General features: G+C 74.4%; 20 protein-coding genes. 12 read left to right on the top strand and 8 right to left on the bottom strand.

From position 1 onward, the window contains the following. Positions 1–66 precede the first annotated feature (66 nt). The gene (gene polA, locus IF83_RS0115025) at positions 67–2799 is read left to right on the top strand and encodes a DNA polymerase I (RefSeq protein WP_030544674.1); all 2733 of its coding nucleotides are present in this window, start codon (positions 67–69) and stop codon (positions 2797–2799) included. A gap of 508 nt (positions 2800–3307) precedes the next feature. Here the strand turns inward: polA and IF83_RS0115020 are convergent. Beyond that, entirely contained in the window at positions 3308–4231 is a 924-nt protein-coding gene (locus tag IF83_RS0115020) for a DUF4184 family protein (protein WP_051722785.1), read from the bottom strand. A gap of 685 nt (positions 4232–4916) precedes the next feature. Here IF83_RS0115020 and IF83_RS0115015 point away from each other — a divergent pair. Further along, entirely contained in the window at positions 4917–6275 is a 1359-nt protein-coding gene (locus tag IF83_RS0115015; RefSeq protein ID WP_107046772.1) for a lytic transglycosylase domain-containing protein, read from the top strand. A 151-nt stretch (positions 6276–6426) separates the two neighbouring features. Here the strand turns inward: IF83_RS0115015 and IF83_RS30265 are convergent, their stop codons facing one another. Then, positions 6427–9477, bottom strand: a complete 3051-nt coding sequence (locus IF83_RS30265; protein ID WP_037680038.1) for an ATP-dependent RNA helicase — start codon at positions 9475–9477, stop codon at positions 6427–6429. A 130-nt stretch (positions 9478–9607) separates the two neighbouring features. Continuing rightward, positions 9608–10564 carry a class I SAM-dependent methyltransferase gene (locus tag IF83_RS30260; protein WP_037680036.1) on the bottom strand — a complete coding sequence of 319 codons (957 nt, stop codon included), beginning with the start codon at positions 10562–10564 and terminating at the stop codon, positions 9608–9610. Positions 10565–10944: 380 nt separating this feature from the next. Here IF83_RS30260 and rpsA point away from each other — a divergent pair, with 380 nt between their 5' ends. From rpsA to IF83_RS0114980, 4 genes are all read left to right on the top strand, one after another. Beyond that, complete coding sequence (gene rpsA / locus IF83_RS0114995; protein ID WP_030544670.1) at positions 10945–12465, top strand: 30S ribosomal protein S1; 1521 nt, start codon at positions 10945–10947, stop codon at positions 12463–12465. A gap of 227 nt (positions 12466–12692) precedes the next feature. Continuing rightward, positions 12693–13634, top strand: coding sequence for a PAC2 family protein (locus IF83_RS0114990; protein ID WP_030544669.1), 942 nt, complete (start codon positions 12693–12695; stop codon positions 13632–13634). A 64-nt stretch (positions 13635–13698) separates the two neighbouring features. Then, a complete protein-coding gene (gene coaE / locus IF83_RS0114985; RefSeq protein WP_030544668.1) occupies positions 13699–14316 on the top strand; it encodes a dephospho-CoA kinase in 618 nt (205 codons plus the stop codon). A gap of 147 nt (positions 14317–14463) precedes the next feature. Continuing rightward, positions 14464–14856, top strand: a complete 393-nt coding sequence (locus IF83_RS0114980; RefSeq protein ID WP_030544667.1) for a tetratricopeptide repeat protein — start codon at positions 14464–14466, stop codon at positions 14854–14856. A gap of 201 nt (positions 14857–15057) precedes the next feature. Here IF83_RS0114980 and IF83_RS0114975 read toward each other — a convergent pair whose 3' ends face one another. Continuing rightward, positions 15058–15630 (bottom strand): DUF488 domain-containing protein, encoded by a 573-nt coding sequence (locus IF83_RS0114975; RefSeq protein WP_037680033.1) that lies wholly within the window; start codon positions 15628–15630, stop codon positions 15058–15060. Between the two features lie 6 nt (positions 15631–15636). Beyond that, entirely contained in the window at positions 15637–15969 is a 333-nt protein-coding gene (locus IF83_RS0114970; protein WP_030544665.1) for a cupin domain-containing protein, read from the bottom strand. A gap of 70 nt (positions 15970–16039) precedes the next feature. On the opposite strand from IF83_RS0114970, the gene IF83_RS0114965 reads away from it, so the two are divergent. From IF83_RS0114965 to IF83_RS0114940, 6 genes are all read left to right on the top strand, one after another. Next, a complete protein-coding gene (locus IF83_RS0114965; RefSeq protein WP_030544664.1) occupies positions 16040–16846 on the top strand; it encodes a methyltransferase domain-containing protein in 807 nt (268 codons plus the stop codon). A 76-nt stretch (positions 16847–16922) separates the two neighbouring features. Continuing rightward, complete coding sequence (locus IF83_RS0114960) at positions 16923–18068, top strand: ADP-ribosylglycohydrolase family protein (RefSeq protein WP_037680031.1); 1146 nt, start codon at positions 16923–16925, stop codon at positions 18066–18068. Positions 18069–18314: 246 nt separating this feature from the next. After that, complete coding sequence (locus IF83_RS0114955) at positions 18315–19028, top strand: antibiotic biosynthesis monooxygenase (protein ID WP_051722784.1); 714 nt, start codon at positions 18315–18317, stop codon at positions 19026–19028. Between the two features lie 24 nt (positions 19029–19052). Continuing rightward, the gene (locus IF83_RS0114950; RefSeq protein ID WP_030544661.1) at positions 19053–19550 is read left to right on the top strand and encodes an endonuclease/exonuclease/phosphatase family protein; all 498 of its coding nucleotides are present in this window, start codon (positions 19053–19055) and stop codon (positions 19548–19550) included. Next, positions 19516–19815: an endonuclease/exonuclease/phosphatase family protein gene (locus IF83_RS0114945; protein ID WP_030544660.1), complete on the top strand. Its 300-nt coding sequence runs from the start codon at positions 19516–19518 to the stop codon at positions 19813–19815. Before IF83_RS0114950 ends, IF83_RS0114945 begins: the two co-directional genes overlap by 35 nt. A 96-nt stretch (positions 19816–19911) precedes the next feature. After that, positions 19912–21960 carry a cellulase family glycosylhydrolase gene (locus tag IF83_RS0114940; RefSeq protein ID WP_244177080.1) on the top strand — a complete coding sequence of 683 codons (2049 nt, stop codon included), beginning with the start codon at positions 19912–19914 and terminating at the stop codon, positions 21958–21960. Positions 21961–22097: 137 nt separating this feature from the next. Here the strand turns inward: IF83_RS0114940 and IF83_RS0114935 are convergent, their stop codons facing one another. From IF83_RS0114935 to IF83_RS0114925, 3 genes are all read right to left on the bottom strand, one after another. After that, positions 22098–22727, bottom strand: coding sequence for a DinB family protein (locus tag IF83_RS0114935; RefSeq protein ID WP_244177078.1), 630 nt, complete (start codon positions 22725–22727; stop codon positions 22098–22100). A gap of 194 nt (positions 22728–22921) precedes the next feature. Beyond that, entirely contained in the window at positions 22922–24193 is a 1272-nt protein-coding gene (locus tag IF83_RS0114930; protein WP_051722783.1) for an FUSC family protein, read from the bottom strand. A 127-nt stretch (positions 24194–24320) separates the two neighbouring features. Next, positions 24321–25610: an MFS transporter gene (locus IF83_RS0114925; RefSeq protein WP_051722782.1), complete on the bottom strand. Its 1290-nt coding sequence runs from the start codon at positions 25608–25610 to the stop codon at positions 24321–24323. Positions 25611–25676 lie beyond the last annotated feature (66 nt).

Here is a 25676-nt window from a genome sequence, read left to right as displayed (position 1 = left end):
GGCCGTGGGCGGGCGGGGGTGTCGGCGGGGCGGGGAGTGTCAGCGGGGTCTGGCAGGATCGTGGACGTGGCGAAGACAGCATCGAAGAAGACCGCAGCGACCGCTTCTCCCGGGCAGGGGGACGGCCGGCCCCGACTGATGCTCATGGACGGGCATTCCCTGGCGTACCGCGCGTTCTTCGCGCTGCCCGCGGAGAATTTCACGACGAGCATGGGGCAGCCGACGAACGCGATCTACGGTTTCGCCTCGATGCTGGCGAACACGGTGCGTGACGAACAGCCGACGCATCTGGCCGTCGCGTTCGACGTGTCCCGCAAGACGTGGCGTTCCGAGGAGTTCGCGGAGTACAAGGCGAACCGTTCGAAGTCGCCGGACGAGTTCAAGGGCCAGGTGGAGCTGATCGGCGAGCTGCTCGACACGATGCGGGTCACCCGTTTCGCGGTGGAGGGCTATGAGGCGGACGACGTCATCGCCACGCTCGCGACCCAGGCGGAGGCCGCCGGCTTCGAGGTGCTGATCGTCACGGGTGACCGCGATTCCTTCCAGCTGGTCAGTGAGCACGTCACGGTGCTCTACCCGACGAAGGGCGTCTCGGAGCTGACCCGGTTCACCCCGGAGAAGGTGGTGGAGAAGTACGGCCTGTCCCCGGCGCAGTACCCGGATTTCGCGGCGCTGCGGGGGGACCCGTCGGACAACCTCCCCGGCATTCCGGGGGTCGGGGAGAAGACAGCCGCCAAGTGGATCAACCAGTTCGGTTCGTTCGACGAGCTGGTGGCGCGGGCCGAGGAGGTCAAGGGCAAGGCGGGGCAGAACCTCCGCGAGCATCTGGACGCGGTCAAGCTGAACCACCGCCTGACCGGCCTGATAAGGGATGTGGCGCTGCCGGCGGGCCCGGAGGGGCTGTGCCGGGAGCCGTACGACCGCAAGTCGCTGGCGGTGCTGCTCGATTCGCTGGAGATCCGCAATCCCAATCTGCGGGAGCGGCTGCTGGCCGTGGATCCGGGCGCGCGGGAGGAGGAGCCGGTCCCGGCGGCCGGTGTCGAGGTGGACGGCGAGGTGCTGGGCTCCGGTGAGCTCGCCCCCTGGCTGGAGGAGAACGGCGGGCAGCTGCTCGGGCTCGCGTCGGTCGTCAGCTGGTCGCTGGGCAGCGGGAGCTGCGCCGAGATCGCCCTGGCGCCGGCCTCCGGGCAGGCCGTCTGGTTCGATCCCACCCAGTTGGACGAGGCCGACGAGCGGGCTTTCGCCGCCTGGACGGCCGACCCGGCCCGGCCGAAGGTGGTGCACAAGGCGAAGGAGACCATGCGGGTCTTCGCCGAGCACGGCTGGACGGTCGCCGGGATCACCATGGACACCGCTCTCGCGGCGTATCTCGTCAAGCCCGGCCGCCGCACCTTCGATCTGGACGCCCTCTCCCTGGAGTATCTGGGCCGTGAGCTGGTGCCGGCGGCCGACGGTGGCGGGCAGTTGGCCTTCGGCGCCGACGAGGACGCCGAGCGGAACGCCCTGATGGCCGAGGCCCGCACCGTGCTGGATCTGGGCGAGGTGCTGGGGGAGCGGCTGGCGGAGGCCGGCGCCGCCGATCTGCTGCGCGAGGTGGACCTGCCGACGTCGGAGCTGCTGGCCCGGATGGAGCGGGCGGGCATCGCCGCGGACCGCGGCTGGCTGGACCGGATGGAGCAGCAGTTCGCGGCCGCCGTGCAGCAGGCGGTGCGCGAGGCGCACGACGCGGTGGGGCACGAGTTCAACCTGGGCTCCCCCAAGCAGCTCCAGGAGGTGTTCTTCGGCGAACTGGGCCTGCCCAAGACGAAGAAGACCAAGACCGGTTACACCACCGACGCCGACGCCCTGGCCTGGCTGGCGGAGCAGACCGACCACGAACTCCCCGTGATCATGCTGCGCCACCGTGAGCAGGCCCGGCTGCGGTCCACGGTCGAGGGGCTGATCAAGACGATCGCGCCCGACGGGCGCATCCACACCTCGTTCAACCAGACGGTGGCCGCCACCGGCCGGCTCTCCTCCACCGATCCCAATCTGCAGAACATCCCGGTCCGCACGGACGAGGGCCGGGCCATCCGCCGCGGTTTCGTCGTCGGCGAGGGCTATGAATCCCTGCTGACCGCCGACTACAGCCAGATCGAGCTGCGGGTGATGGCCCATCTCTCGGAGGACGAGGGCCTGATCGAGGCGTTCACCTCCGGTGAGGACCTGCACTCCACGGTCGCCTCCCAAGTCTTCGGTGTCAGCCGGAGCGGTGTCGACCCGGAGATGCGCCGCAAGATCAAGGCCATGTCCTACGGGCTCGCCTACGGTCTCTCCGCGTTCGGGCTGTCCCAGCAGCTCGGTATCGAGGCGGCGGAGGCCCGTCGGCTGATGGACACCTACTTCGAGCGCTTCGGCGGGGTCCGCGACTACCTCCACCGGGTGGTGGAGGAGGCCAGGGCCAGCGGCTACACCTCGACGATCCTGGGCCGCCGCCGCTACTTGCCCGATCTCAACAGCGACAACCGGCAGCGCCGGGAGGCCGCCGAGCGGATGGCGCTGAACGCCCCCATCCAGGGGACCGCCGCCGACATCGTGAAGATCGCGATGTTGCGGGTGGACCGGGCGCTGGCGGAGCAGGGGCTGGCATCGCGGATGCTGCTCCAGGTGCACGACGAAATCGTGCTGGAGGTGGCGCACGGCGAGCGCGGCCCGGTGGAGGAGCTGGTCCGCCGCGAGATGGCGGGGGCGGCGGACCTGCGGGCGCCGCTGGACGTGGCCGTCGGCTTCGGCACGGACTGGGAGTCGGCCGCCCACTGACGGCCGGCCGGCGACCGGCTCTCCGGGCCGGTCTTGGGCGGCGGGGCCCGCCCCGGCACCGGCGATGCCCGGTCCGGGAGGTCTCCGGTCCGGGAGGTCTCGGGTCCTGGAGGCCCCCGGCTCGGGGGCGTCTGGCTTGGGTGGTCCCGGCTCGGGGGCGTCCGGCTCGGGCGGCCTCCGGCTCTGGGGTGCCATCGGCCCGGGCAGTGCCCGGCTCCGGCAGTGCTGGTTCGGATGGGCTCCGGCTCGGGCAGCGCCCCGTCCGGACGGTCCCCGGTCCGGGCGGGGCCGGAAGTCCTTCGGTGCCGACCGGGTCGGCCGTGGCCGAAGGAGCCGGGGGAGACGGGCCGCACGGGTGCTCACCGGCCGGATCGTCGGCTGCCGCCACCCTCCCGGCCGGGCGCGAACGCGCCGTGGGCCTGGAGGGGTTGGGCCCGTTGCGGCTGTCCGGTGCGGGGCCCCGGTTGGTGAGCCGGTCAGCCGGAAGACTCCCGGCACCCGGCAGCCCTCAGCGTGGTGCGGCCCGGCCCCCGGCCGTATCGGCGCCTGCCGCGCCTGCCGCGCCGGCCGGGGTGGCGGCGGTCTCGCGCGGGTGGGGCGCGGGTCCCGTACGGGGCGGCCCTCCGGAGGGCCGCCGCCACCGGCGCGCCCGGACCGCCGCGGCGTAGACGGCGAGGCCTGCCGCCAGGCCGGCACCCGCGCCGAACATGGCCGTGGGCGTGTAGTTGACGAGGTTGTAGTCCCAGCCGGTCGCGGCGTTTTGGCGCACGCAGCGGTGCACGGCACCCACCGCGGCACACAGCCCGAGCAGCGCCACGGCGAGGAGCCGCCCCGATGCCTCCGGGCGCGGCACGGACACCGGCAGCTCCGTGTCCGGCGACCGCCGCACCGCCGACACCAGGAACACCGCCAGACCGGCCAGGGCCAGGGCCGAACCCCCGTACTGCGCGTAGTAGTAGAGCGGAAGGCCCGCCGTCATCTCGCCGAGTACGGGCAGCAGCCGCACACCCCAGCGGTCGGCGTGGGTGAACGCGTCCCACACCACGTGCGTGGTGGCGCCGAGCGCCGCCGACACCCAGAACCACAGCACCAGCGACGGCACCGGCCGCCCCCGCCACGGCCGGCCGCGCAGCAGCCCGTACACCCGCCCCCGCGGGCCCGGGGGCACCAGCCCCACCAGCGGATCCCGCAGGAACAGCCAGCAGCCGACGAGCAGCACGCCGAGGAGCGTGTCCACGGTCAGCACCCCGAGCGGGGAGTGGGTGACCTCGCCGAAGGCCATGGCGCCGGGCAGCACGGAGTCGGCGAAGTACGTCAGGTCCGGTGCGAAGGACCCGGCGACCAGCGCCGAGGCCACCAGCGGCCCGCGCGCCCGCCCGGTGCGCCGGATGGCCGGCAGTACGGCCGCCGCGTGGCTCAGTGTGAACGGCATGGTCCCCCTCGGTGTCCTCGGCCCCTTGACCGGTGCGGTCCGTCCGGAGAGTACAGACGCCGGGCCGCGTCCCGGGGTTCGCGTCGGCGGGGGAGAGCCGGGTCACCTCCGCACGGCGGCGGGCCGCCGCTCCGGGTTCCGTCGGAACACCGGGCCGGCCGTGCCCCGTTCGTTCCGGCGCCCGCCCGGCGCCGAAGCGGCAGGCTCCGCGACGGGCCACGGCGGACGGCGACGGGCGGCGGGGGGACGAACGGGCACGGCGGCGGACGAGCGGACGATGACGGACGGCGGCGGACGGCAGGGGACCGCGACGGGCCACGGCGGACCGCGACGAACCGCAGCACGGCGACCGGCCGCGACGGACCACGGCGGGCCGCAGCGGTCTGTGACAGCCCGCGGCGGCCCCGTTGCCGCGGCGCCTCCCGGCGCGACGGCGGGGAGGACCGGTGGCCGGGAGGACCGGCGGCCGCTGCCGGAGTCCGGCGGTCCGCCTCCGCACGGCCCGGTGGTGCGAATGTGGTGAAACATGCCGGGGGGCGGTGACCTCGGGCCAGAAGTTGTCGTAGTGTCGCGGCAGTTGCCGGGAAGGACCGTCAGGGGAGCAGGCCGTATGACGGCGCTCGGCGGTGCGGAAGGTGTCAAAGGGGCGGCGGTACCGCCCCGGAGTCCAGGGGAGGGACGCAGCATGGCAGCGCACATCGGCCGACGGCTTCGCAGGGGAGCGGCCACGACAGCCATCGCGGCGGTGGCGATGGCGGCGCTGACGGCCTCCCAGGCCCCGGGGTCCCTGCCCCTCAAGGACCCCGACGTGCCCGCCGGTTCGCCCTCCGAGGACCACTCCATCGACGGCGGATCGCCGTACCACACGGAACTGCCGCCACTGCAGACCCCGGACAAACCCGGTGCCTCCATAGACCTGCCGGGTGGCGAGGACCGGGACTCCGGCATACCGGCCACCGTTCTCGCCGCGTACAAGAGGGCCGAGGCGTCGCTCGCCGACAGCAACCCCGGCTGCAACCTCCCGTGGGAACTGCTCGCCGCGATCGGACGGGTGGAATCCGGCCAGGCCCGCGGCGGGGCCGTGGACGCCGAGGGCACCACCCTCACCCCCATCCTCGGCCCGCAGCTCAACGGCAACGGCTTCGCCAGCATCTCGGACACCGACGGCGGCACGTACGACAACGACAGCGTGTACGACCGGGCGGTCGGCCCGATGCAGTTCATCCCGGGCACCTGGATGCGATGGGGCGCCGACGGCAACGGCGACGGCGCGAAGGACCCGAACAACATCTATGACGCGGCGCTCGCCGCCGGCCGCTACCTCTGCGCCGGCAGCCGCGATCTTTCGGACCCGGCCGATCTGGAAGAGGCCATCCTCGGCTACAACCGCTCGCGGGAGTACCTGCGCACGGTCCTGTCCTGGCTGGAGTTCTACCGCAAGGGCACGCACCGGGTGCCAGACGGCACCGGTGTCCTGCCCCGCACCCCCGGCGCCGGTGCCGGCACCGCGGACGGTGGCAAGCCCGGCGGCTCCGGCGGCCGGGGCGGCACGCACCAGGGCTCCGGCTCCGACGGCAGGGACCAGGACCGGAACCGGGACCAGGGCGAGGACCCGGGCAGCGGCCAGGGCAAGGAGCCGGGCAGCGACCCCGGCGACGAGGGCGGCAAGACCCGCGCGCCCGGTGCGCCGACCGCGACCGCCGGCGGAACCATCAGCCCCGGAGGCGGCTCCTCTTCCTCCTCCTCTCCGTCTTCGTCCCCCTCGGAGTCCGAGCCCGAGGACGAGGAGAGCACGCCTCCCGCCGAGTGCCCCACCGACCCGGTCTCCCCCTCACCGAGCGGAAGCTCTTCGAGCAGCCCCACCCCCACCCCGACGCCCACCCCCAGCGGCAGCGGTTCGCCCTCGGCCTCGCCCAGCGACGAGCCCGACGACCCCTGCGCCGACGAGGACGCCGAAGAACAGAAGGCGGCCCCCGAGCCGGAGCCGAGCTCCTCGACCGGCTCGGTCCTCGGCGCGGCCCTGGCCCGCCTGACGTCCTTCTGACCCCGATCCCGCTTCGGCGCCCGGCCGCCCGCTTCGGCGGCCGGCCGTCCGGCCGCGGACCGTCCGCGCGACCGAGCCCGGGACCCCGCGGCTCCCCGGCGCGCGGCGTGACGGCTGCACCGATCCGCGGTGCGCCTGCGCCGGGCCCGTGTCACCGCCGTGTGTTGGTGCGGCGAGTGGGCTCCGCCGTGGCCGGGTCCTCGGGCCACGGGTGCTTCGGGTAGCGGCCGCGCAGCTCCGCCCGTACGGAGCGGTAGCCCTCGCGCCAGAAGGACGCCAGATCCGCGGTCACCGCCGCGGGGCGGCCGGCGGGCGAGAGCAGGTGGACCAGCAGCGGCACCCGGCCGTCCGCGATCCGGGGCGTCTCCTGCCGGCCGAACAGCTCCTGGAGTTTGACGGCCAGCACCGGCTGCGGGCCGCCGTAGTCGATCCGGACGCGGGAGCCGCTCGGGACGGCGATCCGCTCCGGCGCCAGCTCGTCGAAGCGCGCGGCCTCGCCCGTGGCCCACGGCAGCAGGTGCGCCAGGGCCCGGCCCGCGTCGACACGCTCGAGATCGGCCCGTCGCCGCGCCCTCTCCAGCGCGGGGCCCAGCCACTCCTCCACGCGGCCGGGCGCCAGCAGGGCCGGGTCGGAGACATCGGGCCACGGCTCCCCCAGCTCCCGGTGGAGGAACGCCATCCGGTCCCGCAGCTGTTCGGCCTCCCGCGACCAGCGCAGCAGGCCCAGCCCTTCCCGCCGCAGACCGTCCAGCAGTGCTGCCCGCACGGCGGTCCGGTCGGGAGAGGACAGGGGGCGCACGGCGAGTTCGAGCGCCCCCAGGCGTTCCACCCGGCGCGCGACGACGTCGCCCCGCTCCGCCGACCAGGCGACCTCCTCCCCGGCCGCGTACAGCGGTGACGCCGCCCACCGCGCGCTTTCCCCGTCGATGACCGCGGCCAGCCGCACCCGGGCCGAGGCCGCCGCGACCGGCCGGTCGGCGACGGCGACGGCGAGCCACTCGGCCGCCCCCAGCCGTGAGCCGTCACCGAGCTCCGCTCCGGTGCCCGAGGCCATCAGATACGCGCCCGTCCCGCGCCGCCGCGCCACCCGCTCCGGGAACGCGAGCGCGGCCACCAGCCCGGCGGCCCCGTCATCGGAAAGCACCCCACGTCCACTGCCACCGCCACGGCCGCCGGCACCGCCACTGCCACTGCCACGGCCGCCGGCACCGCCACTGCCACTGCCACGGCCGCCGGCACCGCCACCGCCACCGCCACTGCCACCGCCACCGGCTCCGCCACTGCCACTGCCACCGGCTCCGCCACCGGCGTCGCCGCCACCACCGCCCGCGCCACCGGCTCTGCCACGGCCACCGGCGCCGCCACTGTCGTTGGCAGGGCCGCTGTCACCGGCACCGCCCGTCTCGCCCGTGCCACTGCCACCACCACTGCCACCGGCACCGCCCCGGTCACCGGCACCGGCACCGCCCCGGTCACCGGCACCGGCACCGCCCGTGTCACCGCCACCGCCTGTGCCGCCCGCGCCACCGGCACCGGCGCCGTCCCCGGCAGCACGAGCGGCCGGGCCGGTCGCGCCGCGGTCCGCGACGGCCCGGCCGTCGCCGCTCACGGCGCTCTCCAGGCGCCGTACCTCGCGCCGCCAGCGCGCAGCGTAGGCGCCCTGGCCGTCCCGACCGCCCCGACCGACGCCGTCCTGCCGACCGCCGCCGTCCCCGCGCGCACCGCTGCCGCGCACCGCGCGCCACACCGCCGCCAGATCGTCGCCGAGCCCGCGCGGCGGTTCCTCCGACAGCAACGCCACCAGTTCCGCCGCCCGCCGCGCGCCCACCTCCCGTGCGCCGTCCAGCAGAGCCCGCGCGAGGCGCGGATGCAGCCCCAGCCGGGCCATCCGGACACCCCGCTCGGTCGGCCGGCCGCGCTCGTCCACCGCCCCGACCGCGGTCAGCACCTCGCGCGCCACCGCCATCGCCCCGGCCGGCGGCGGGTCCGGCAGGGCGAGCGATGACGCGTCGGGATCGCCCCAGCAGGCGGCGTGCAGCGCGAACGGGGCCAGGTCCGCTACCGCGATCTCCGGTGACGGGCTGCGCGGCAGCCGCGCGTCCTCGGCCTCGGCCCAGCAGCGGTAGGCCCGGCCCGGGGCCTCGCGCCCGGCACGGCCCGCCCGCTGCGCCGCGGACGCCGCCGACACCCTTACGGTCGTCAGCGCCCCCAGCCCACGCCCGTGGTCCATCCGCGGCTCGCGTGCCAGTCCGGAGTCCACGACGGTCCGCACCCCCGGCACCGTCAGGCTCGACTCGGCCACCGACGTCGTCAGCACCACCCGCCGCCGTGCCCCGCTCCCGCGCAGCACCGCCTCCTGGACGGCCGCCGGGGCCTGCCCGTGCAACTGAAGGACCTCGGCGTCGAGGCCGCCCAGCATGCCGGCGACCCGCGCGATCTCTCCGACGCCGGGCAGGAAGCACAGCACGTCGCCGTCCGCCTCCCGCAGCGCGGTCCGCACCGTCGCGGCGACGTGCTCCAGCAGCGCGGGATCGACCCGGGTGCCGTGCGGCGGACGCACGGGCCGCGGCGGGGGTACGTAATGGACCGTCACCGGATGCGCCCGGCCCTCCGCCCGGACGACCGGCGCCGCGCCCCCGCCGCCCTCCGGATCCCCGAGCAGCCGCGACCAGGCGGCGGCGTCCGTTGTCGCGGAGGCCGCGAGCAGCCACAGCCCGGGCCGCAGCGCCGAGCGGACGTCCAGGAGGAAGGCGGCGGCGGTGTCGGCGTCCAGATGCCGCTCGTGGCATTCGTCGAGCAGGACGGCGTCCGCACCGGGCAGTTCCGGGTCGCGCTGGAGCCGCTGGAGCAGCACACCCGTGGTGACCACCTCCACGACGGTCTCCCGGCCGGCCCGGCGCTCACCGCGCACCGTGAAGCCGACCCGGCCGCCGACCTCCTCGCCCAGCAGCCAGGCCATCCGGCGGGCGGCGGCCCGCGCCGCCATCCGGCGCGGCTCGGCCACCAGCACCCGCCGCGTCTCGGGAGCGCCGCCGGGCGCGAGAGCGGGCACCAGCCCGGCCAGCGCCAGGGGCACGAGCGTCGTCTTGCCGGTTCCCGGAGGGGCTTCGAGCACGGCGGCGCCGTGGGCCCCGAGCGCCTCCAGCAGCTCGGGTACGACGGTGTGTACGGGCAGGTCGAACAGAGCGTCGGTCCGGATCACGCCCCCAGTCTTCCGGACCGTGCGGCCGACCGGGCAGCCCGGCCGCCCCGGGCAGACCCGGGCAGGTCCGGGCCGCCCCGGGCCGGGTGCCGGCGCCCGGCCGGAGAAGAGAGGCGGAGGCCCCCGCCGCTCAGTCCCGCGCGCAGACGAAGATCGCCGTGCCCGGGATCAGCCGCCCCCGCAAGGGGGACCAGCCGCCCCACTCCTGGGTGTTCCAGTCCGGCCACTCCGGCTCGACCAGGTCCACCAGCCGGAAGCCCGCCGCGACCACGTCCCGGACCCGGTCGCCGACCGTGCGGTGGTGCTCCACGTAGACGGCGTTCCCCCGCTCGTCCTCCTCGACGTAGGGCGTGCGGTCGAAGTACGACGCCGCGACCGACAGTCCCTCCGGACCCGGCTCGTCGGGGAAGGCCCACCGCAGCGGGTGCGTGACGGAGAAGACCCACCGTCCGCCGGGCCGCAGCACCCGGCGCACCTCCCGCATCACCCGTACCGGGTCGGCGACGAACGGGATCGCCCCGTAAGCCGAGAAGGCCAGGTCGAAGGAGCCGTCGGCGAAGGGCAGCGCCCCCGCGTCGGCCTGGACCAGCGTCACCGGGCCGGCGCGGCCCGGGCCCGTACCGGAGGCCGCGCCCGCCGCCGGAAGCCCACGGGGAGAGCCGGGGGAGCCGGAGGCGCCCGCGGCAGGTCCGGCGGCCGCCGGCTCCCCGTCCTTCTCCCTCGTGCCGCCCTCCCCGCCCGCGCCGGACGCGATCCGCAGGGCGTGCTGCAGTTGCCGGTGCGAGAGGTCGAGCGCCACCGGCCGCGCGCCCTGCCCCGCCAGCCAGCGGGAACACTGGGCCGCGCCGGCGCCGATCTCCAGCACGTCGAGGCCCCCCAGCCCCTCGGCCGGCCCCAGCAGGGCGGCCTCCGCCTCGTCCAGCCCTTCCGGGCCCCAGACGAAGCGGTCGTCGCCGAGGAACGCGCCGTGCTCGTCCTGGTACTCGTCGGCGTTCCGGTCCCACCAGCCGCGGCTCGCGCGGCTGCTCTCCGTCTCGCCGGTGGCGCGCCGTGTCGCCGTCGCTTCTGGTCCGTCCTCTTGGTTCATCGCGCCCGTCGTCGTAGTCTTCCGTCCAACTCGCGGCCACGCGGTGCCGGCGGCTCCCGCCGGGGCCGCGTGAGCGCGCGTGATGCGGTTCTGCCCTGAGCGGATATCTGCCGGGTTTGGGAGTTTCCGCCCATCCTGCGCTCTTCGTGCATTGACCCTGTCCGGCTGCCCCCGTATGCTACAAGTTGCGCTGCGGGCCTGCGCGCCTCAGACAGAGCAGGTCGCGCTCGCATCTGTTGCATGTCCCCTCGGTCGTCGGGACGCCGGTTCTTCCCCCGGAAGTAAGGCGTTCTCAAGGCTGTCCGGCTTCGGCAGTGCGATACGGGTTCTCGGCGTAGCAGTATCTACGACACCATGTCCGTACCGGAGCCCTTTCCCACATGACGAGCAGCACCGAGGCAACCCGCACCACCCCGCAGGTGGCGGTCAACGACATCGGTTCCGAGGAAGAATTCCTCGCGGCGATCGATGAGACGATCAAGTACTTCAACGACGGCGACATCGTCGACGGCGTGATCGTGAAGGTCGACCGGGACGAGGTCCTGCTCGACATCGGTTACAAGACCGAAGGCGTCATCCCCTCCCGCGAGCTTTCGATCAAGCACGACGTCGACCCGAACGAGGTCGTGGCCGTCGGTGACGAGATCGAGGCCCTGGTCCTCCAGAAGGAGGACAAGGAAGGCCGCCTGATCCTCTCGAAGAAGCGCGCCCAGTACGAGCGCGCCTGGGGCACCATCGAGAAGATCAAGGAAGAGGACGGGATCGTCACCGGTACGGTCATCGAGGTCGTCAAGGGTGGTCTCATCCTCGACATCGGCCTCCGTGGCTTCCTCCCGGCGTCCCTCGTCGAGATGCGCCGCGTCCGCGACCTCCAGCCCTACGTGGGCAAGGAGCTCGAGGCGAAGATCATCGAGCTGGACAAGAACCGCAACAACGTGGTCCTGTCCCGCCGTGCCTGGCTGGAGCAGACCCAGAGCGAGGTCCGCCAGACCTTCCTCACCACCCTCCAGAAGGGCCAGGTGCGCTCCGGCGTCGTCTCCTCGATCGTCAACTTCGGCGCCTTCGTGGACCTCGGCGGCGTCGACGGTCTGGTCCACGTCTCCGAGCTGTCCTGGAAGCACATCGACCACCCCTCCGAGGTCGTCGAGGTCGGCCAGGAGGTCACGGTCGAGGTCCTGGACGTCGACATGGACCGCGAGCGCGTCTCCCTGTCGCTGAAGGCGACCCAGGAAGACCCGTGGCAGCAGTTCGCCCGGACGCACCAGATCGGCCAGGTCGTTCCCGGCAAGGTCACCAAGCTCGTTCCGTTCGGCGCGTTCGTCCGCGTCGACGAGGGCATCGAGGGCCTGGTGCACATCTCCGAGCTGGCCGAGCGCCACGTGGAGATCCCGGAGCAGGTCGTCCAGGTCAACGACGAGATCTTCGTCAAGGTCATCGACATCGACCTCGAGCGCCGCCGCATCAGCCTCTCGCTGAAGCAGGCCAACGAGGCCTTCGGTGCCGACCCGACGGCGGTCGAGTTCGACCCGACCCTGTACGGCATGGCCGCGTCCTACGACGACCAGGGCAACTACATCTACCCCGAGGGCTTCGACCCGGAGGCCAACGACTGGCTGCCCGGTTACGAGAAGCAGCGCGAGGAGTGGGAGCGCCAGTACGCCGAGGCGCAGCAGCGCTTCGAGCAGCACCAGGCGCAGGTCGTCAAGTCCCGCGAGGCCGACGAGCAGGCCGCGGCCGAGGGCGCTGCCGCCCCGGCCCCGGGTGCCGGCGCCGGTGGCGGCGGTGGCGGTGCGGCCGGTGGCGGCTCGTACTCCTCCGAGTCCGCGGACAACTCCGGCGCCCTGGCGTCGGACGAGGCCCTGGCGGCTCTTCGCGAGAAGCTGGCCGGCGGCCAGAGCTGACGCCCGGTCACAGGTCATTCCGGCCGGCAGGCCGGTGAACCGAACGGCGAGGCCCGTTCCCCTTCGGGGGAGCGGGCCTCGCCGCGTCCGGGCCCCGGGCAACGGGCCCGAGCGGTGGGTGTGACGGACGCCCCGGCCCGCGCGGTGCGGTGCGGCTCGGTGCGGTGCGGGGGAATGCCGGGCGCCGCGGCCGGTGTTCACCGCACAGGAACGAGGAGGAACGCACTGTGCAGGATCCCCAGAGTTTGTACACGTGGGACCCGGCCGGGCTCGCGGCCGCGGACGCGCTCAACACCCGGGACTCGGCCGGGCTGACGATGCTGTACCACTTCGAGGGGTACATCGACGCGGGCGACACCGGCGACCAGATCGTGGAGCGGCTGCTCGACGGACTGCCCCGGCAGACCGTGGCCCGGTTCGACGCCGACCGGCTCATCGACTACCGGGCGCGGCGCCCCCTGCTCACCTTCGAGCGGGACCGCTGGACCGCGTACGACGAGCCGAAGCTGGAGCTGTACCTGGTGCGGGACGCCACCGCGGCGCCGTTCCTGCTGCTCGCCGGCCCCGAACCGGACGTCGAGTGGGAGCGGTTCGCCGCGGCCGTCCGGCAGATCGTGGAGCGCCTCGGCGTCCGCCTCTCGGTGAACTTCCACGGCATACCCATGGGCGTGCCGCACACCCGCCCCGTCGGCATCACCCCGCACGGCAACCGGGTGGACCTGGTGCCGGGCCACGCCGGGCTCTTCGAGGAGGCCCAGGTGCCCGGCAGCGCCGAGGCACTGGTCGAGTTCCGGCTCGCGGAAGCCGGTCACGACGTTCTGGGCGTCGCCGCCCACGTACCGCACTACCTCGCCCGTTCGCCGTACCCGGACGCGGCGCTCACCGTGCTGGAGGCCGTCACGGCGGCCACGGGGCTGGTGCTGCCCGGGGTGGCGCACGTGCTCCGCAGCGAGGCGCACCGCACGCAGGCCGAGATCGAACGCCAGCTCGGCCAGGGGGACGAGGAGCTGGTGGGGCTCGTCCAGGGGCTGGAGCACCAGTACGACGCGGCGGCCGGGGCCGAGACCCGCGGCAACCTCGTCGCCGAGGCGACCCCGCTGCCGTCGGCGGAGGAACTGGCCGGGGAGTTCGAGCGTTTCCTCGCCGAACGCGAGGGCAACGACGGTTGACCTCCGTCGCCGCCGTCACCGGAGGCCCGCGTCCGCGCTCCATACCGCCCGGTAGGCTGACCTCATGCTGAAGGTGGGTCTCACGGGCGGTATCGGCGCCGGCAAGAGCGAGGTGTCCCGGCTCCTCGCCTCCTACGGCGCGGTGATCGTGGACGCCGACAAGATCGCACGGGAGGTCGTCGAGCCCGGAACCCCCGGACTGGCGGCGGTCGTCGCGGAGTTCGGCCCGGAGATCCTGACGGAGGGCGGCGGCCTGGACCGGCCGAAACTCGGCGGCATCGTCTTCGCCGACCCGGAGCGCCTGAAGGCGCTCAACGCGATCGTGCACCCGCTGGTCGGTGCCCGCTCCGCCGAGCTGGAGTCGTCCGCGGGCGAGGACGCCGTCGTGGTCCACGACGTCCCGCTGCTCGCGGAGAACGGCCTCGCCCCGCTCTACGACCTGGTCGTCGTGGTCGACGCCGCCCCGGAAACCCAGCTCGACCGGCTCGTGCGGCGGCGCGGCATGTCGGAGGAGGAGGCGCGGTCCCGGATGGCCGCGCAGGCCACCCGTGAGCGGCGCAGGGCTGTCGCCGATGTGGTCATCGACAACGACGGCCCGATCGAGGCACTGGAACCCCAGGTCAGGGCGGTGTGGGAGGAGCTCCAGCGGCGCGAGCGGGCCACGCGCGCGGCCGCCCCCTGAGCGGTACGCCCGGGGCCGGCGGATGGCCGGCGAGGGGTCGCCGCCGCTCCGGCACGGGAATGACCGCCGCCGGACCGGTGTTGTGCGAGACCGTACGGAGCTCGCCGCGGCCGCCGTGCCGCCGCCCGCTCCGGGAAGGAGAAGCCCGTGACCGCGCGCACCCCCGAGAACACCGTCATCCAGTACCGCGCCGCCGAGCAGCTGCTGGCCGCCCGCGACCCGTTGGGCGCCGTCAAGCTGCTGGACGCCGTCGTCACGGCCCACCCGGAGAACACCGCGGCCCGGCTGCTGCGCGCCCGTGCCTTCTTCCACGCGGCGCAGCTCCGCCCGGCCGAGCTGGAGTTCCAGGTCGTCCTGGAGCGCGAACCGGACAACGCCTTCGCCCATTTCGCCCTGGCCCGCACCCTTCAGCGCGCCGACCGCCCGGCCGAGGCCACCCGTCACTTCCGGCTCGCGGCGGCCCTCGACCCCAGGCCGGACTACCTGGCGGCCGCGGGCTTCGGCGGTGACGGCGGCGTCTTCGGCCCGGCGCGGGACTGAGAAACCGGCCCGGCCGTCGTTCCTCCGGTCGCGTCTCTCCCGGTCCGGCAGTCCGTGACGTTCCTGCCGTCACCCGGCCCGGCGCTCCCGTGACCCGTGACCCGTGACCCCGGATGCCGGGCTGAACCCGCGTGCCCCGGCAGGGGCGGAGGGGCAGCCCGGCGAGGGGCACCGGGGCGGAGCCGGCTCCCGCCGGTGGCGTCACCGTCCGTTGCCGTCGCTCGCCGTGCCGGCGGACGCGGGGTGGTCGTAGACGAGGAGGCCGTCCTCGCGCAGGCGTGCCCCCGGGGTGGGCGGGTGTGCGGTGAGGCGGCCGTCGTGGGCGAGGTGCAGTACGGGGACACCGCGCGCCAGGACGGCGAAGTCGGCGATCAGCCGCCGGTGGCAGCGCCACCACACCGATTCGCTGCACATCACGGCCGTGCGGGCGGCTGCCGCCTCGCGCAGCAGTTCGTCCATGGCGGCGAGGAAGCCCGGGTCGCGGGTGTGGCCCGCGTATCCGCGGAAGGAGGCGTTCCGCCAGAAGGTGTCGGGGGAGTCGGGCGCGGCCCGGCGGAAGCCGCCGAGCCGCTGCTCCCAGCGGTAGCCGATGCCCGCGTCGTCCGGCAGCCACCCGGCGAGGGCGTCCCGGGCGACGTCCGGGTTGCGGCGGCTGCCGGGCGCCGTGCGGACGTCCACGACGGCCGTCACCCCGGCGTCGCGCAGCAATGCGGTCAGACGTTCCCGTCCGGCGGTGCCGTGACCGAACGTCAGCAGGGGCGCCGGGGTGCTCACGGGCGGTCAGCCGGACTTGGCGACGGTCAGCAGGACCGCCGAGTCCTCCAGGGCCTCCAGACTGTGCCGGGCCGGCGGGATGATGAGCAGGTCACCGTCGCGCCCGTCCCAGTGTTCGCCGCCGCTGTGCAGCCGCACCCGGCCGCGGAGCACTTGAAGGGTGGCCTCGCCGGGGTTCTCGTGCTCCGAGAGGGAGTTGCCGGCCGTCAGCGCGAGAAGGGTCTGCCGAAGAGTGTGTTCGTGACCCCCGTAGAGGGTGTCGGCGCTGCGTCCGGTGGAGGAGTTGGCGGCGCGCGCCAGGTGTTCACGGGCCTGTGCGTCGAGAGAGAGCTTCTGCATGGCCGCCAGTCTCGCACCGGGGACGGGGAACGGGGCAGACCGGCCGTCCGGTGTCGGCTACGGTCGGGGGATGTCCGTATCCGCGGGGAAGTTCGACGCGGCGATGGAGGCGTGGCAGCGGTGGCAGGAGAGCCCCGGAGGCCGGCTGCGCTACGCCCTCGCCGAGGCCAATCTCGCCCGTCACACGGGTGATCCGCCGGGCGCCGGGGACCTCCGGCCGCGCGTTCTCGACCTGGCCGGGGCCGATGGCGGCGACGCGATCCGCCTCGCCCTGCGCGGGTGTCATGTCACGATCGCCGACTTCACGCCGGCCATGCTCGCCCGTGCCCGGGAACGCGCCGCCGCGGCCGGCGTCGCCGGGCTGGTGGACACGGTCGAGGCGGATGTGCTGCGGCTTCCGGCGGAACTGACGCTGCCGGTGCACGATCTGGTCGTCTGCCACAACCTGCTGCAGTACCGGGAGGACGTCGAACGCGTGCTGCGCGCGGCCCTCGCTCCGCTGCGGCCGGGCGGGCTGCTCTCCGTGATGGCGTTCAACCGGCACTCCGGACCGCTCAGCCTGGCCGTCCGGGAACTCGACCCGGCCGCAGCGCTCGCCGCGCTGGACGTACGCCGGGACCACACCCGGACGTTCGACACGGAGTTGGTCCTGCACACCGCCGAGGACGTGATCCCCGTCCTGGAGTCGCTCGGCTGTTCGGACATCCACCACTACGGCATCCGCAGCTTCTGCGATGTCATCGCGGACGACGAACGCAAGCGCGATCCGGCGTTCTACGCGGCGCTGGAGCGGCTGGAGCTGGCGGTGACCGGCCGTCCGCCCTATCCGCACCTGGCGCGGATCTTCCAGCTCGTCGCCCGCAAGGCACCGGCCTGAGGCCCGTTCCCGCCGACGGGACGGGTGCACCTGGCAGGATGTCCGTTCGAGCGATGACACCACAGGTGGGGGCGGCATGAACGACAGGTCCTGGAACGAGGCGGTGGCGGTACGGGCCCGTCTGCGCGGATGCCTGCTGGGCGGGGCGATCGGGGACGCGCTGGGCAACCCGGTGGAGTTCCTGTCCACCGGCCGCATCCGCGCCGCGCACGGACCGGAGGGCCTGCGGGGCATGGTGGCCGACGGCGGCGGCGCGCCGGCCGGCACCGTCACCGACGACACCCAGATGACGCTCTTCACGGCCGAGGGCCTGATGCGCGCCCGCGAGCGGGGCGCCGCGGGCGGCATCGGGAGCGACGGAACCCGGCTGGTGCGCGATGCCTATCTGCGCTGGCTGGACACCCAGCAGCACGACGGGCCGCCGGCCGCGGACGGGCGGCCGCACCGTACCGGGACACTTCGCGAGGAGCGGTGGCTGTACGCGCGGCGGGCGCCCGGCAACGCCTGCCTCTCCGGCATCGAGCAGGCGTACGCCCCCGACCCGGCCGAAGCGCTGCGCGGCGGACACGGCCCGGTCAACCCGGACTCCAAGGGCTGCGGCACGGTGATGCGCTCCGCCCCCTTCGGCCTCACCGGTTCCGGACCGCGCGCCGCCTTCGAACTGGCGGCCCACTGCGCCCAGATCACCCACGGCCATCCGACCGGCTACTACGCGGCGGGCGCGCTGGCCGCGATCGTCCACCATCTGCTGTACGGCGAGAGCCCGGAGGCCGCCGTGCTGCTGACGCTGCGTCTGCTGGCCGGTTATCCGGGCCACGAGGAGACGACCGCCGCTCTCGGCGCGGCGCTCGACCTCGCGGCCGGTTCCGGCTCGGGCGCCGCTCCGGGCCCGGAGCGGGTGGAGACGCTCGGCGGCGGCTGGATCGCGGAGGAGGCGCTGGCCATCGCCGTGTACTGCGTGCTGGTCCACACCCCGGACCGGAGCGGGGCCGGCGGTCCCGCCACGGCCTCCGGAGCGGCGGTCCGCGAGGCTCTGCTGCTCTCCGTCAACCACTCCGGCGACAGCGACTCCACAGGCGCCATCTGCGGCAACCTCCTCGGCGCCCACCTCGGCGACCTGCGGCTGCCGCAGGACTGGCTGCACCGGGTCGAGGGGCGTGCCGCCATCACGCTGCTCGCGGACGACTTCGCGGCCGCGTTCCACCCGGCGGACGGGGGCTGAGACCCGGGGACCCGGCCGGTGGACCGGCGAGGGGGCGAACCGCTGGAGAGCACGGGGGGCCGCACGGCCGGGGTGGTGGTGCGGCCGTGCCGGGTGAGCCGCGCGGGGACGGTCCGCGGCTCGGACACGCTCCAACTCGCTTGACCTCAAGTGCTGTTGAGGTACGAGGCTGGTGATCGACGGGGCACGGACGGCGTGTCCCCCGCGTTCGGGCTCCCGCCCCGCGATCACCACGGAGGAATGCCCATGACCACCGCACACCCCGCCCCCGCCCCCGGCCGGCCGGACGTCACCCGCCCCGACGCCGGCGCCCGCCTCTTCAGCACCTGGCGGGTCGGCACCCCCGAGCGGCAGCGGGCCGCGGTGGCGGCCATCGCCGCCACCTGGGCGCAGCGCCCCTGGCCCGCCCGCGACCTGCTCGCCTACCACGTTTACGCGGGCACCGACGGCGACACCCTGCTGCACCACTCGCAGTGGACGGACGAGGCCGCCTACCACGCCTTCGTCCGGACCCACCGGCGGGAGCGGAACGACGAGATCGACGCCGCCGTCCCCGGCATCGAACGGGTCGGCATCGCGCCGTACGAGCTCTACCGCAGCCGGTTGTCCCGCGATCCTGAGGCCGTGCCCGGCTGCGTCGTCATCGTGGACGTCGAGTTCGACGGTCCGGACCGCGGACGGCAGCGCGCCTGGGTCGACGCGGTGTTCGACGCCCTGGACAGTGACCCGCGGCCCCACCCGGGCGGCATCTCCGCGAACTTCTTCCTGAGCACGGACGGCACCCGGGTGCTCAACTACGCGGAGTGGACGAGCGAACAGGCCCATGCCGAAGCGCTCGCCGCCCCGGGGGACGGCGTGGGTTCCGCCACCGGTCAGTGGCGGCGGGTGCAGAGCTTCCCGGGGCTGCTGCGCAGTGACGTCAAGCGGTACCACTGGGCGTGGAGCGGTCTGCGGCCGTGACGCTGTGAGCGGTGGAGATGCGGAATGGCCGGTGCGGTGCGCTCGGAGAGCGATGAGCTCAATCGGGACGGCTTCACGGTCGTGCGGCGGCTGGCCGAGAGGATCGCCGAGGAGCGGCCGCAGTTCGTGGCGGTGCAGGAGGTGTGCGGCGCCCAGTTCGAGCGACTCAAGGCCGAACTGGACAAGCGCGCCCACCCGATGGCCGGTGCGGCATTCGTGCCGGACAAGAAGAGCGACCCCCGCTGCCCCGATGTTCCGCAGAACGTCCCGCCCGCACCGGGCGGGAAGGGAGTGGGCAAGGCGGTCCTCTCCCGGGACGCCGCGGAAGCGGCCCCGGCCGGGACGCAGTTGAACGTCTGCCTGCGCCAACTCCGGGAGACCTCCGGTGGCCCGGTCGGGGTCTGTTCGGTGCACACGGACGACAAGGTGGTCGAAGGCGCACACGGCAACCGGATCCCGCCCCTCGCCGCAGAGGCGAAAAAGGGCGGTGGATGCCGGCGAAGCGGTCGTCCTGGCCGGTGACTTCAACCTTCAGCCGGACGATCCCGGCCTCCGGCCGGTGCTTGGTCAGGGATTCGTGGACGCCGCTCCGTCGGGCACGACCCAGGCGCGCACCGGTCTCCCCGACAGGAAGATCGACTATGTCTTCACCCACCGCGACTCCTTCCCGAAGGCGACCGGTCGTGGCCGGATCGAGGACACCGCCGACCAGTGCCCGGGCTCCGGTACCTCCAGGTGCTCCGACCACCACAGGGTGTGGGCGGAGCTGAACGCCACATCGGGCTGAGCCTCTTGCCGGCCGTCGTCACCAGCCATAACCGTTGGTAACCCGCTTGGCTGTGCAGTCTTGACAGGGCGTCAGCAACCCCTGATCGTATCGGCCATGGTGATCGGCGGTGCGCGGACGCGGCGTGGTGGCGGAGGACGGCGGCGGGCCGGGGCGGTGGCGATCGTCCTCGGCGCCCTGATGACGGCCGGGCTGCACGGCCCGGACACGACCGCGAGAGCCGCGGAGACGGACGAGGCCGCCGTCGCGCGGGCGCGGGGCTCCGCCGCGGACGGCGCGAGCGCGGCCGGTGACGGCGGCCTCTGGTTCGACGGCCGAGCCGCCGCCGAGGTGACGCCGGAGGGCACCCGGTTCACCGACGGGCACGGCCGGGAGGTCGTCCTGCGCGGCTTCAACGTCTCCGGCGGGACGAAGCTGCACGAGAACCGCGGCCTGCCCTTCGCGAGCACCGCCGACGCCCGCGCCTCCGCCGAGGCGCTGCGCGGCCTCACCGGCGGCAACACGGTCCGCTTCCTGCTCTCCTGGGCGTACGCGGAACCCGAGCCCGGCCGGGTCGACGAGGCGTACCTGGCCGCCGTCACCGAACAGATGGGCGCCTTCCTCGACGCGGGCCTGCGCGTCTACCCGGACTTCCACCAGGACCTCTACTCGCGGTACCTCTTCCACCGGGACAGCTGGTACACCGGGGACGGCGCGCCCCGGTGGGCCGTCGAAGCCGGCGGCTATCCGCGGGAGTTCTGCGGCATCTGCGTCCACTGGGGACAGAACATCACCCAGAACAAGGCCGTCCTGGACGCGAGCCGCGACTTCTGGCACAACCGCGTCCTGGAGACGGAGGCGGGGCCCCTCGGCGTCCAGGACGCCTTCCTGGCCACCGCCGAGAAGACCATGGCGCACCTCAAGGAGCACCTCACCGAGGGCCAGTTCGCGGGGATCGCCGGCTTCGACCCGTACAACGAGCCCCACGCCGGCACCTACCGGGACGGCGAGGACAGCCGGTCCTGGGAGCGGGACACCCTGGCGCCGTTCTACGAGCGCTTCCGCGCCCGCATGGACGCCGCGGGATGGCGGGACAAGCCGGCCTTCCTCGAACCGAACATGTTCTGGAACTCCAACATCGGCTTCCAGCACGAGGAGGGCGGCTTCCTGGACGCCGGGCGGCTCGGCCCCCGCTCCGTCTTCAACACGCACTTCTACGACCAGCGGGCCATCTCCGGCCTCCTCATGCCGGGCAAGGCGCGCGACGGGCAGAACCTCGGCGACTTCGCAAAGGTGCGCGAGCGCTCGGCGGCGACCGGCGTGCCCGCCGTCGTCAGTGAGTTCGGGCATCCGCTGAACGGGCTCACGGCGGACAAGGCGCCCACCGTCCTCAAGGCGATGTACCAGGCGCTCGACTCCCGCCTCGCCGGCCGCGACTGGTGGCGGCGGGCCGCCGAGTCCGGCCCCGTCCTCTCCGCCCAGCAGTGGCAGTGGGACATCTACAGCGGCCGTCACCGCGAACTGATGAACGGCAACCCGGACAAGGTGCTCACCGAGGGCGACGCCTGGAACGACGAGGACCTCTCCGCCGTCGAACTGGACGCGTCCGGCGAGCCGGTGCTCCGCCAGGACGAACGCCTGCTCGACCGGCTCTACCCGACCGCCGTGTCCGGCCGCACCCTCGCCTTCGTCTACGAGGACCGCTCCCGCGACGGGGACCGCACCCTGACCTGGAACCGGATCCCGGACGGCCTGCCGCACGTCGCCGAGCTGACCGGTTCCGGCCGCTACGGGATGCTGGTGTGGCGCTCGGACGCGCCCGGCGGCGGTGCGGAGGAGGCCCCCACCGAACTGCACCTCCCCAAGGGCTTCGACCCGGAGCGCACCGTCGTCGTCTCCGACCTCGGGACGGCCGCCGGGCCGCCCCCGTACGCCGCCGACGGCCGCATGGCCCGCCACCCGATCGCGACCGCCCCCGAGGCCGGGGGCACGGACGCGCGGCGGCTGCTGCTCTCACCCGGGACGGCCGGCGAGGACGGCGGGCCGGGCGGCCGGCTGCACTTCGCGCTGATCGCCGAGGGCACCGAGGCCGCGCCACCGGAACTGCGGGAGGAGGCGCAGCGAGAACTCGCCGACTGGGCCGCCCGCGCCGGCTTCGGCGGGTGACCGCGCCAGGGGCCGCGCCGTCGTGGCGGTCCCCCCGGCGGGTCCGCGGCCGTGTGCGGCCTGACGCGGCGTGAGTGCGCCGATCCGTGCCGTGAGCACGCCGGGTCCGGGTCCGGAGGGCGGGCGCGCTCGGTCGCTCAGGTGCTCGTGCCCGGCGGGATCATCTGCGCCGTCGTGTTCGCCCCGTCCAGGGCCTCCCGGATGATGTCGGCGTGGCCCGCGTGCTGCGCCGTCTCGCGGACGATGTGGAGCAGGATGCGCCGGGCCGACCAGTGAACCGTCTCCGGCGGTCCCCACGGGCTCTGCGGCAGCGGCACGGTCACGTCCAGTCCGGGCAGGCCGGCCACGGTCTCCTCGGTCCTCCGCGCCACGGCCTCGTAGCCGGCCACCAGGGCGGCGAGGGTGTCCTCCTCCCGCATCCGGTACTGGTCCATGTCGAACATGCCCTCCGGGGCCCTGCCGTCTCCGTCGGCCAGGATCCGGATCCAGGCCCGTTCGCCCTGGGCGACGTGGCGGAGCAGCCCGCCGAGGGTCAGTTCGCTGACCGTGGTGCGCCGGGCGGCCCGTTCGTCGTCCAGACCACGGACGGTGAGCAGCAGATTCGCCCGCTGCTCGGCCAGGCTGCGCAGGAACTCACCGCGTTCACCGGGCAGGTCGCGCGGGGAGGCGGCATCCGCCGCGAAAGCCCCGGAAGAGGCGCCGGAGGTCTTGGAGGAGGCGGAGGCCGGGGCGTTCACCGAGGAAGCGTTCACTGAAGAAGCGTTCACCGAGGGGGTCCCTTCGTACGGTTGACGGGCCGGCGGGAAGAGGGCAGGCCCGGGGGCGGGGCACCCGGGGTGTCACCGGGCCCGTGTGCCGCCGGTTCCCCGACCGTAGGCGGACTTGAGGCCGGATCCTGTCCGCGATGTGCCGCGCCGGTCTCACGGGCGCTCCGCGCCTCCGGGCCGCCTCCCGGCGTCCTTCAGGCCGCGTCCACGTCCTGCTTCGTCAGTGCCCGCCAGTGGCTCTGCCCGCGATTCCGGCGGCGCCGGTACCGGCGTGCGCGGCGCTTGAGTTTGTCCAGTCGCGGGTGGCGGGCGCGCTGCTCGCGGGAGTAGCGGTCGAGCTCCTCCGCGAGCCGGGTCGAGCGCTTCTCCACGTCCAGCTCGTCCAGGAAGCGGTCGATCTCGGCCAGCAGCGCCCCGTGCAGCTGCCACTGCCGAGGGTGCTCCTGAACCTTCTCCAGCAGCAGCCGGGCCACGTGCTCCCGGCTCATCCGCGCCGCGGAGAGCTCGGTGAGCAGGAAGGTCTCCGCGTCCTCCGCGTTGGCGCTGACCTGATCGGTGATCAGGACGGCGAAGCTCTCCACCGCTCCGGCCATGTTGATGAACAGCTCGCGCAGCGCGGCGGAGACGTCCTGCGGGAACAGCGCCTCCTCCGTCCGCGCCCGGGCCAGGTCCGCCAGGCTCCGGGTGGTCACCCGCAGTATCACCGCGCAGATCTCCAGGGTGTCCAGACCGGTCCGCAGGACGATCCGGGAGAGCAGGCCCTCCTTCACCCGGGGGTTGAACCGCACGCTCTCCTCGGCGCGGGTGAGGGCCTCGTCCACCTCCGTGATGTCGTGGTCGAGTTGGCGTGCCTCCTCGACCCGCGCGGCGGCCTCCTCCACCGGGGTGTGGCCGCTGAGCTCCTCGCCGAGCTCCAGCAGCAGCGCCGACATCCGTTTGGCCAGGTCCTCGATGGACTCGCCCGCGTCCTCCACCCAGACCGGCGGCACGAAGATCATGTTGAAGAGGAGTCCCACCCCGGCGCCGACGAGGGTCTCCAGGACCCGCGCCAGCGCCAGATCGGTGGCATGGGTGACGCCGAGGACGAGCATGGCGGAGATCGCCACCTCGGGGACGAACTCCCCGACCCGGACCAGATGCCCGGTGACCAGCGCCGAGATGATCAGCAGACCGAGGCTCCACCAGGTGAGCCCCACCCAGGCGCTGAAGCCGACGGCGATGAGGACACCGACCACCACGGCGTTCACCCGGCGGACACCGCTGGTGAGGGTGGCGTAGAGGGTGACCTGGACGACGAGCAACGCGGTCAGCGGGGCGAGCAGCGGGGGAGGCTTCGAGCCCAGCAGCCATACGGCGGCCGCGTAGGCGATGGTCGCGGCTGTCGCGGAGCGGACCGTCTGGACGACGACCGGCTCCCTGCGGCGCTTGGCGAGCTCCGCCACGGGCTCCGGGACGACATCGTGCATTGTGTCCGCATTCCCGCTCCGCCAGGCGCGATGACACCCACCGGTAGCCTGCCACCCGGGTGGGCCACCGTCCGCGGCCGCCCGCCGGGGGGCCCGCCGGCCGGGAGGGACGGGGACGGCGGACGGCTCAGGCGGTTTCGCCGCCGCGGGTGCCGCCGGTGCCGCGGCGCCCGCGGAGGGCGAGCACCACCACCGGGAGAAGCAGCAGGGCACCCAGGGCATTCAGCCAGCCGTAGCCGGCGCGGGCGACGACCAGGCCGGCCAGCGCACCGCCGAGGCCCGCCGCCGTGTTCATCGTCAGGTCCGACAGGCCCTGGACGGCGGCGCGCGCGGCCTGTGGCACGGAGTCGGTCAGCAGCGCCGAGCCGGCCACCAGCCCCGCCGACCAGCCGAGGCCGAGCAGGAACAGCCCGGCCGCCGTACGGCCGTGCCCGCCCCCGGCCGTGCCCGCGAGCAGGGCCGCCGTGCCGAGCAGGACCACGGCGAGACCGATGACCGGCAGCCGGCCGGCGCGGTCGCAGAGCCAGCCCATCAGCGGCGAGAAGGCGTACATGCCGGCGATGTGACCGCTGATCACCAGACCGATCAGCTCGATACCGGCCCCGTGGTGCGCCAGGTCGACGGGGGTCATCACCATGATCGCGACCATGACCGTGTGCGAGACGCTGACCGTGACCAGCGCCAGCCGGGCCGGCGCCGAGGCGGCCACGGCGGCCAGCCCGGAGCGCAGCGAACGCCCGTGCTCCCGGTGCCCGTCCCGGGGCGCGAGCGCCTGGGCGGTGAGCAGCGGGTCCGGGCGCAGCAGCACGGCGACCAGCACGGCGCAGACGACGAAGACGGCCGCGGCCCACAGGAACGGGCCGGCGGCCTCGGGTATCCCGAGCCCCGTCACGCTGCGGCCGGCCGGCGCGGCGATGTTGGGACCGAGGACGGCGCCGACCGTGGTCGCCCAGACGACCGTGGAGATCGCCCGGGCCCGCTGCTCCGCGGGGGCGAGGTCGGCGGCCGCGAACCGGGCCTGGAGGTTGGCCGAGGAACCGGCGCCGAAGGCGGCCATGCCCACCAGGAGCAGCGGGAAGGAGCCGAGGGCGGCGGCGAGGACGACGAGGCCGCCGCCCGCGGCGCCGATGGCGTAGGCCAGGGTCAGGCCCGGGCGCCGGCCGCGGGCACTCATCAGCGCGGCCAGCGGCATGGAGAGCAGGGCGGTGCCGGCCACCGCGGCGGTCTGCGCCAGCCCGGACAGCGCCTCGGAGCCGCTGATCTCCTCCGCCAGCACGGAGGCCAGGGCGATGCCGATGGCGACGCCGAGCCCGCCGAGGATCTGGCTCGCGATGAGGACCGCGGTGGTGCGGCGGCGCAGCGCGGCGAGGTCCAGCGGTGCTTCCCGGTGCACGGCCGGGTCCCGGGTGGAGGTCACGGACCGAGTGTGCCAGCAGGTACCGGAAGGGGTATACGGGGGTTCCCTCCCGGCGGAAGGGCTGGG

This window comes from Streptomyces albus subsp. albus (genome assembly GCF_000719865.1).
In the GTDB taxonomy this organism is placed as follows: domain Bacteria; phylum Actinomycetota; class Actinomycetes; order Streptomycetales; family Streptomycetaceae; genus Streptomyces; species Streptomyces albus_E.
Note: the sequence above shows the minus strand (reverse complement) of the source record. Positions and strands in the feature narration are given on the sequence as shown.

What these genes read in the sequence shown, in the direction of transcription:
- IF83_RS0114940 (WP_244177080.1), top strand. Translation starts at nt 19,912, where the DNA reads ATGGTGATCGGCGGTGCGCGGACGCGGCGTGGTGGCGGAGGACGGCGG.
- rpsA (WP_030544670.1), top strand. Translation starts at nt 10,945, where the DNA reads ATGACGAGCAGCACCGAGGCAACCCGCACCACCCCGCAGGTGGCGGTC.
- coaE (WP_030544668.1), top strand. Translation starts at nt 13,699, where the DNA reads ATGCTGAAGGTGGGTCTCACGGGCGGTATCGGCGCCGGCAAGAGCGAG.
- IF83_RS0114950 (WP_030544661.1), top strand. Translation starts at nt 19,053, where the DNA reads ATGGCCGGTGCGGTGCGCTCGGAGAGCGATGAGCTCAATCGGGACGGC.
- IF83_RS0114955 (WP_051722784.1), top strand. Translation starts at nt 18,315, where the DNA reads ATGACCACCGCACACCCCGCCCCCGCCCCCGGCCGGCCGGACGTCACC.
- IF83_RS0114960 (WP_037680031.1), top strand. Translation starts at nt 16,923, where the DNA reads ATGAACGACAGGTCCTGGAACGAGGCGGTGGCGGTACGGGCCCGTCTG.
- IF83_RS0115015 (WP_107046772.1), top strand. Translation starts at nt 4,917, where the DNA reads ATGGCAGCGCACATCGGCCGACGGCTTCGCAGGGGAGCGGCCACGACA.
- IF83_RS0115020 (WP_051722785.1), bottom strand. Translation starts at nt 4,231, where the DNA reads ATGCCGTTCACACTGAGCCACGCGGCGGCCGTACTGCCGGCCATCCGG.
- IF83_RS0114970 (WP_030544665.1), bottom strand. Translation starts at nt 15,969, where the DNA reads ATGCAGAAGCTCTCTCTCGACGCACAGGCCCGTGAACACCTGGCGCGC.
- IF83_RS30260 (WP_037680036.1), bottom strand. Translation starts at nt 10,564, where the DNA reads ATGAACCAAGAGGACGGACCAGAAGCGACGGCGACACGGCGCGCCACC.
- IF83_RS0114965 (WP_030544664.1), top strand. Translation starts at nt 16,040, where the DNA reads ATGTCCGTATCCGCGGGGAAGTTCGACGCGGCGATGGAGGCGTGGCAG.
- IF83_RS0114930 (WP_051722783.1), bottom strand. Translation starts at nt 24,193, where the DNA reads ATGCACGATGTCGTCCCGGAGCCCGTGGCGGAGCTCGCCAAGCGCCGC.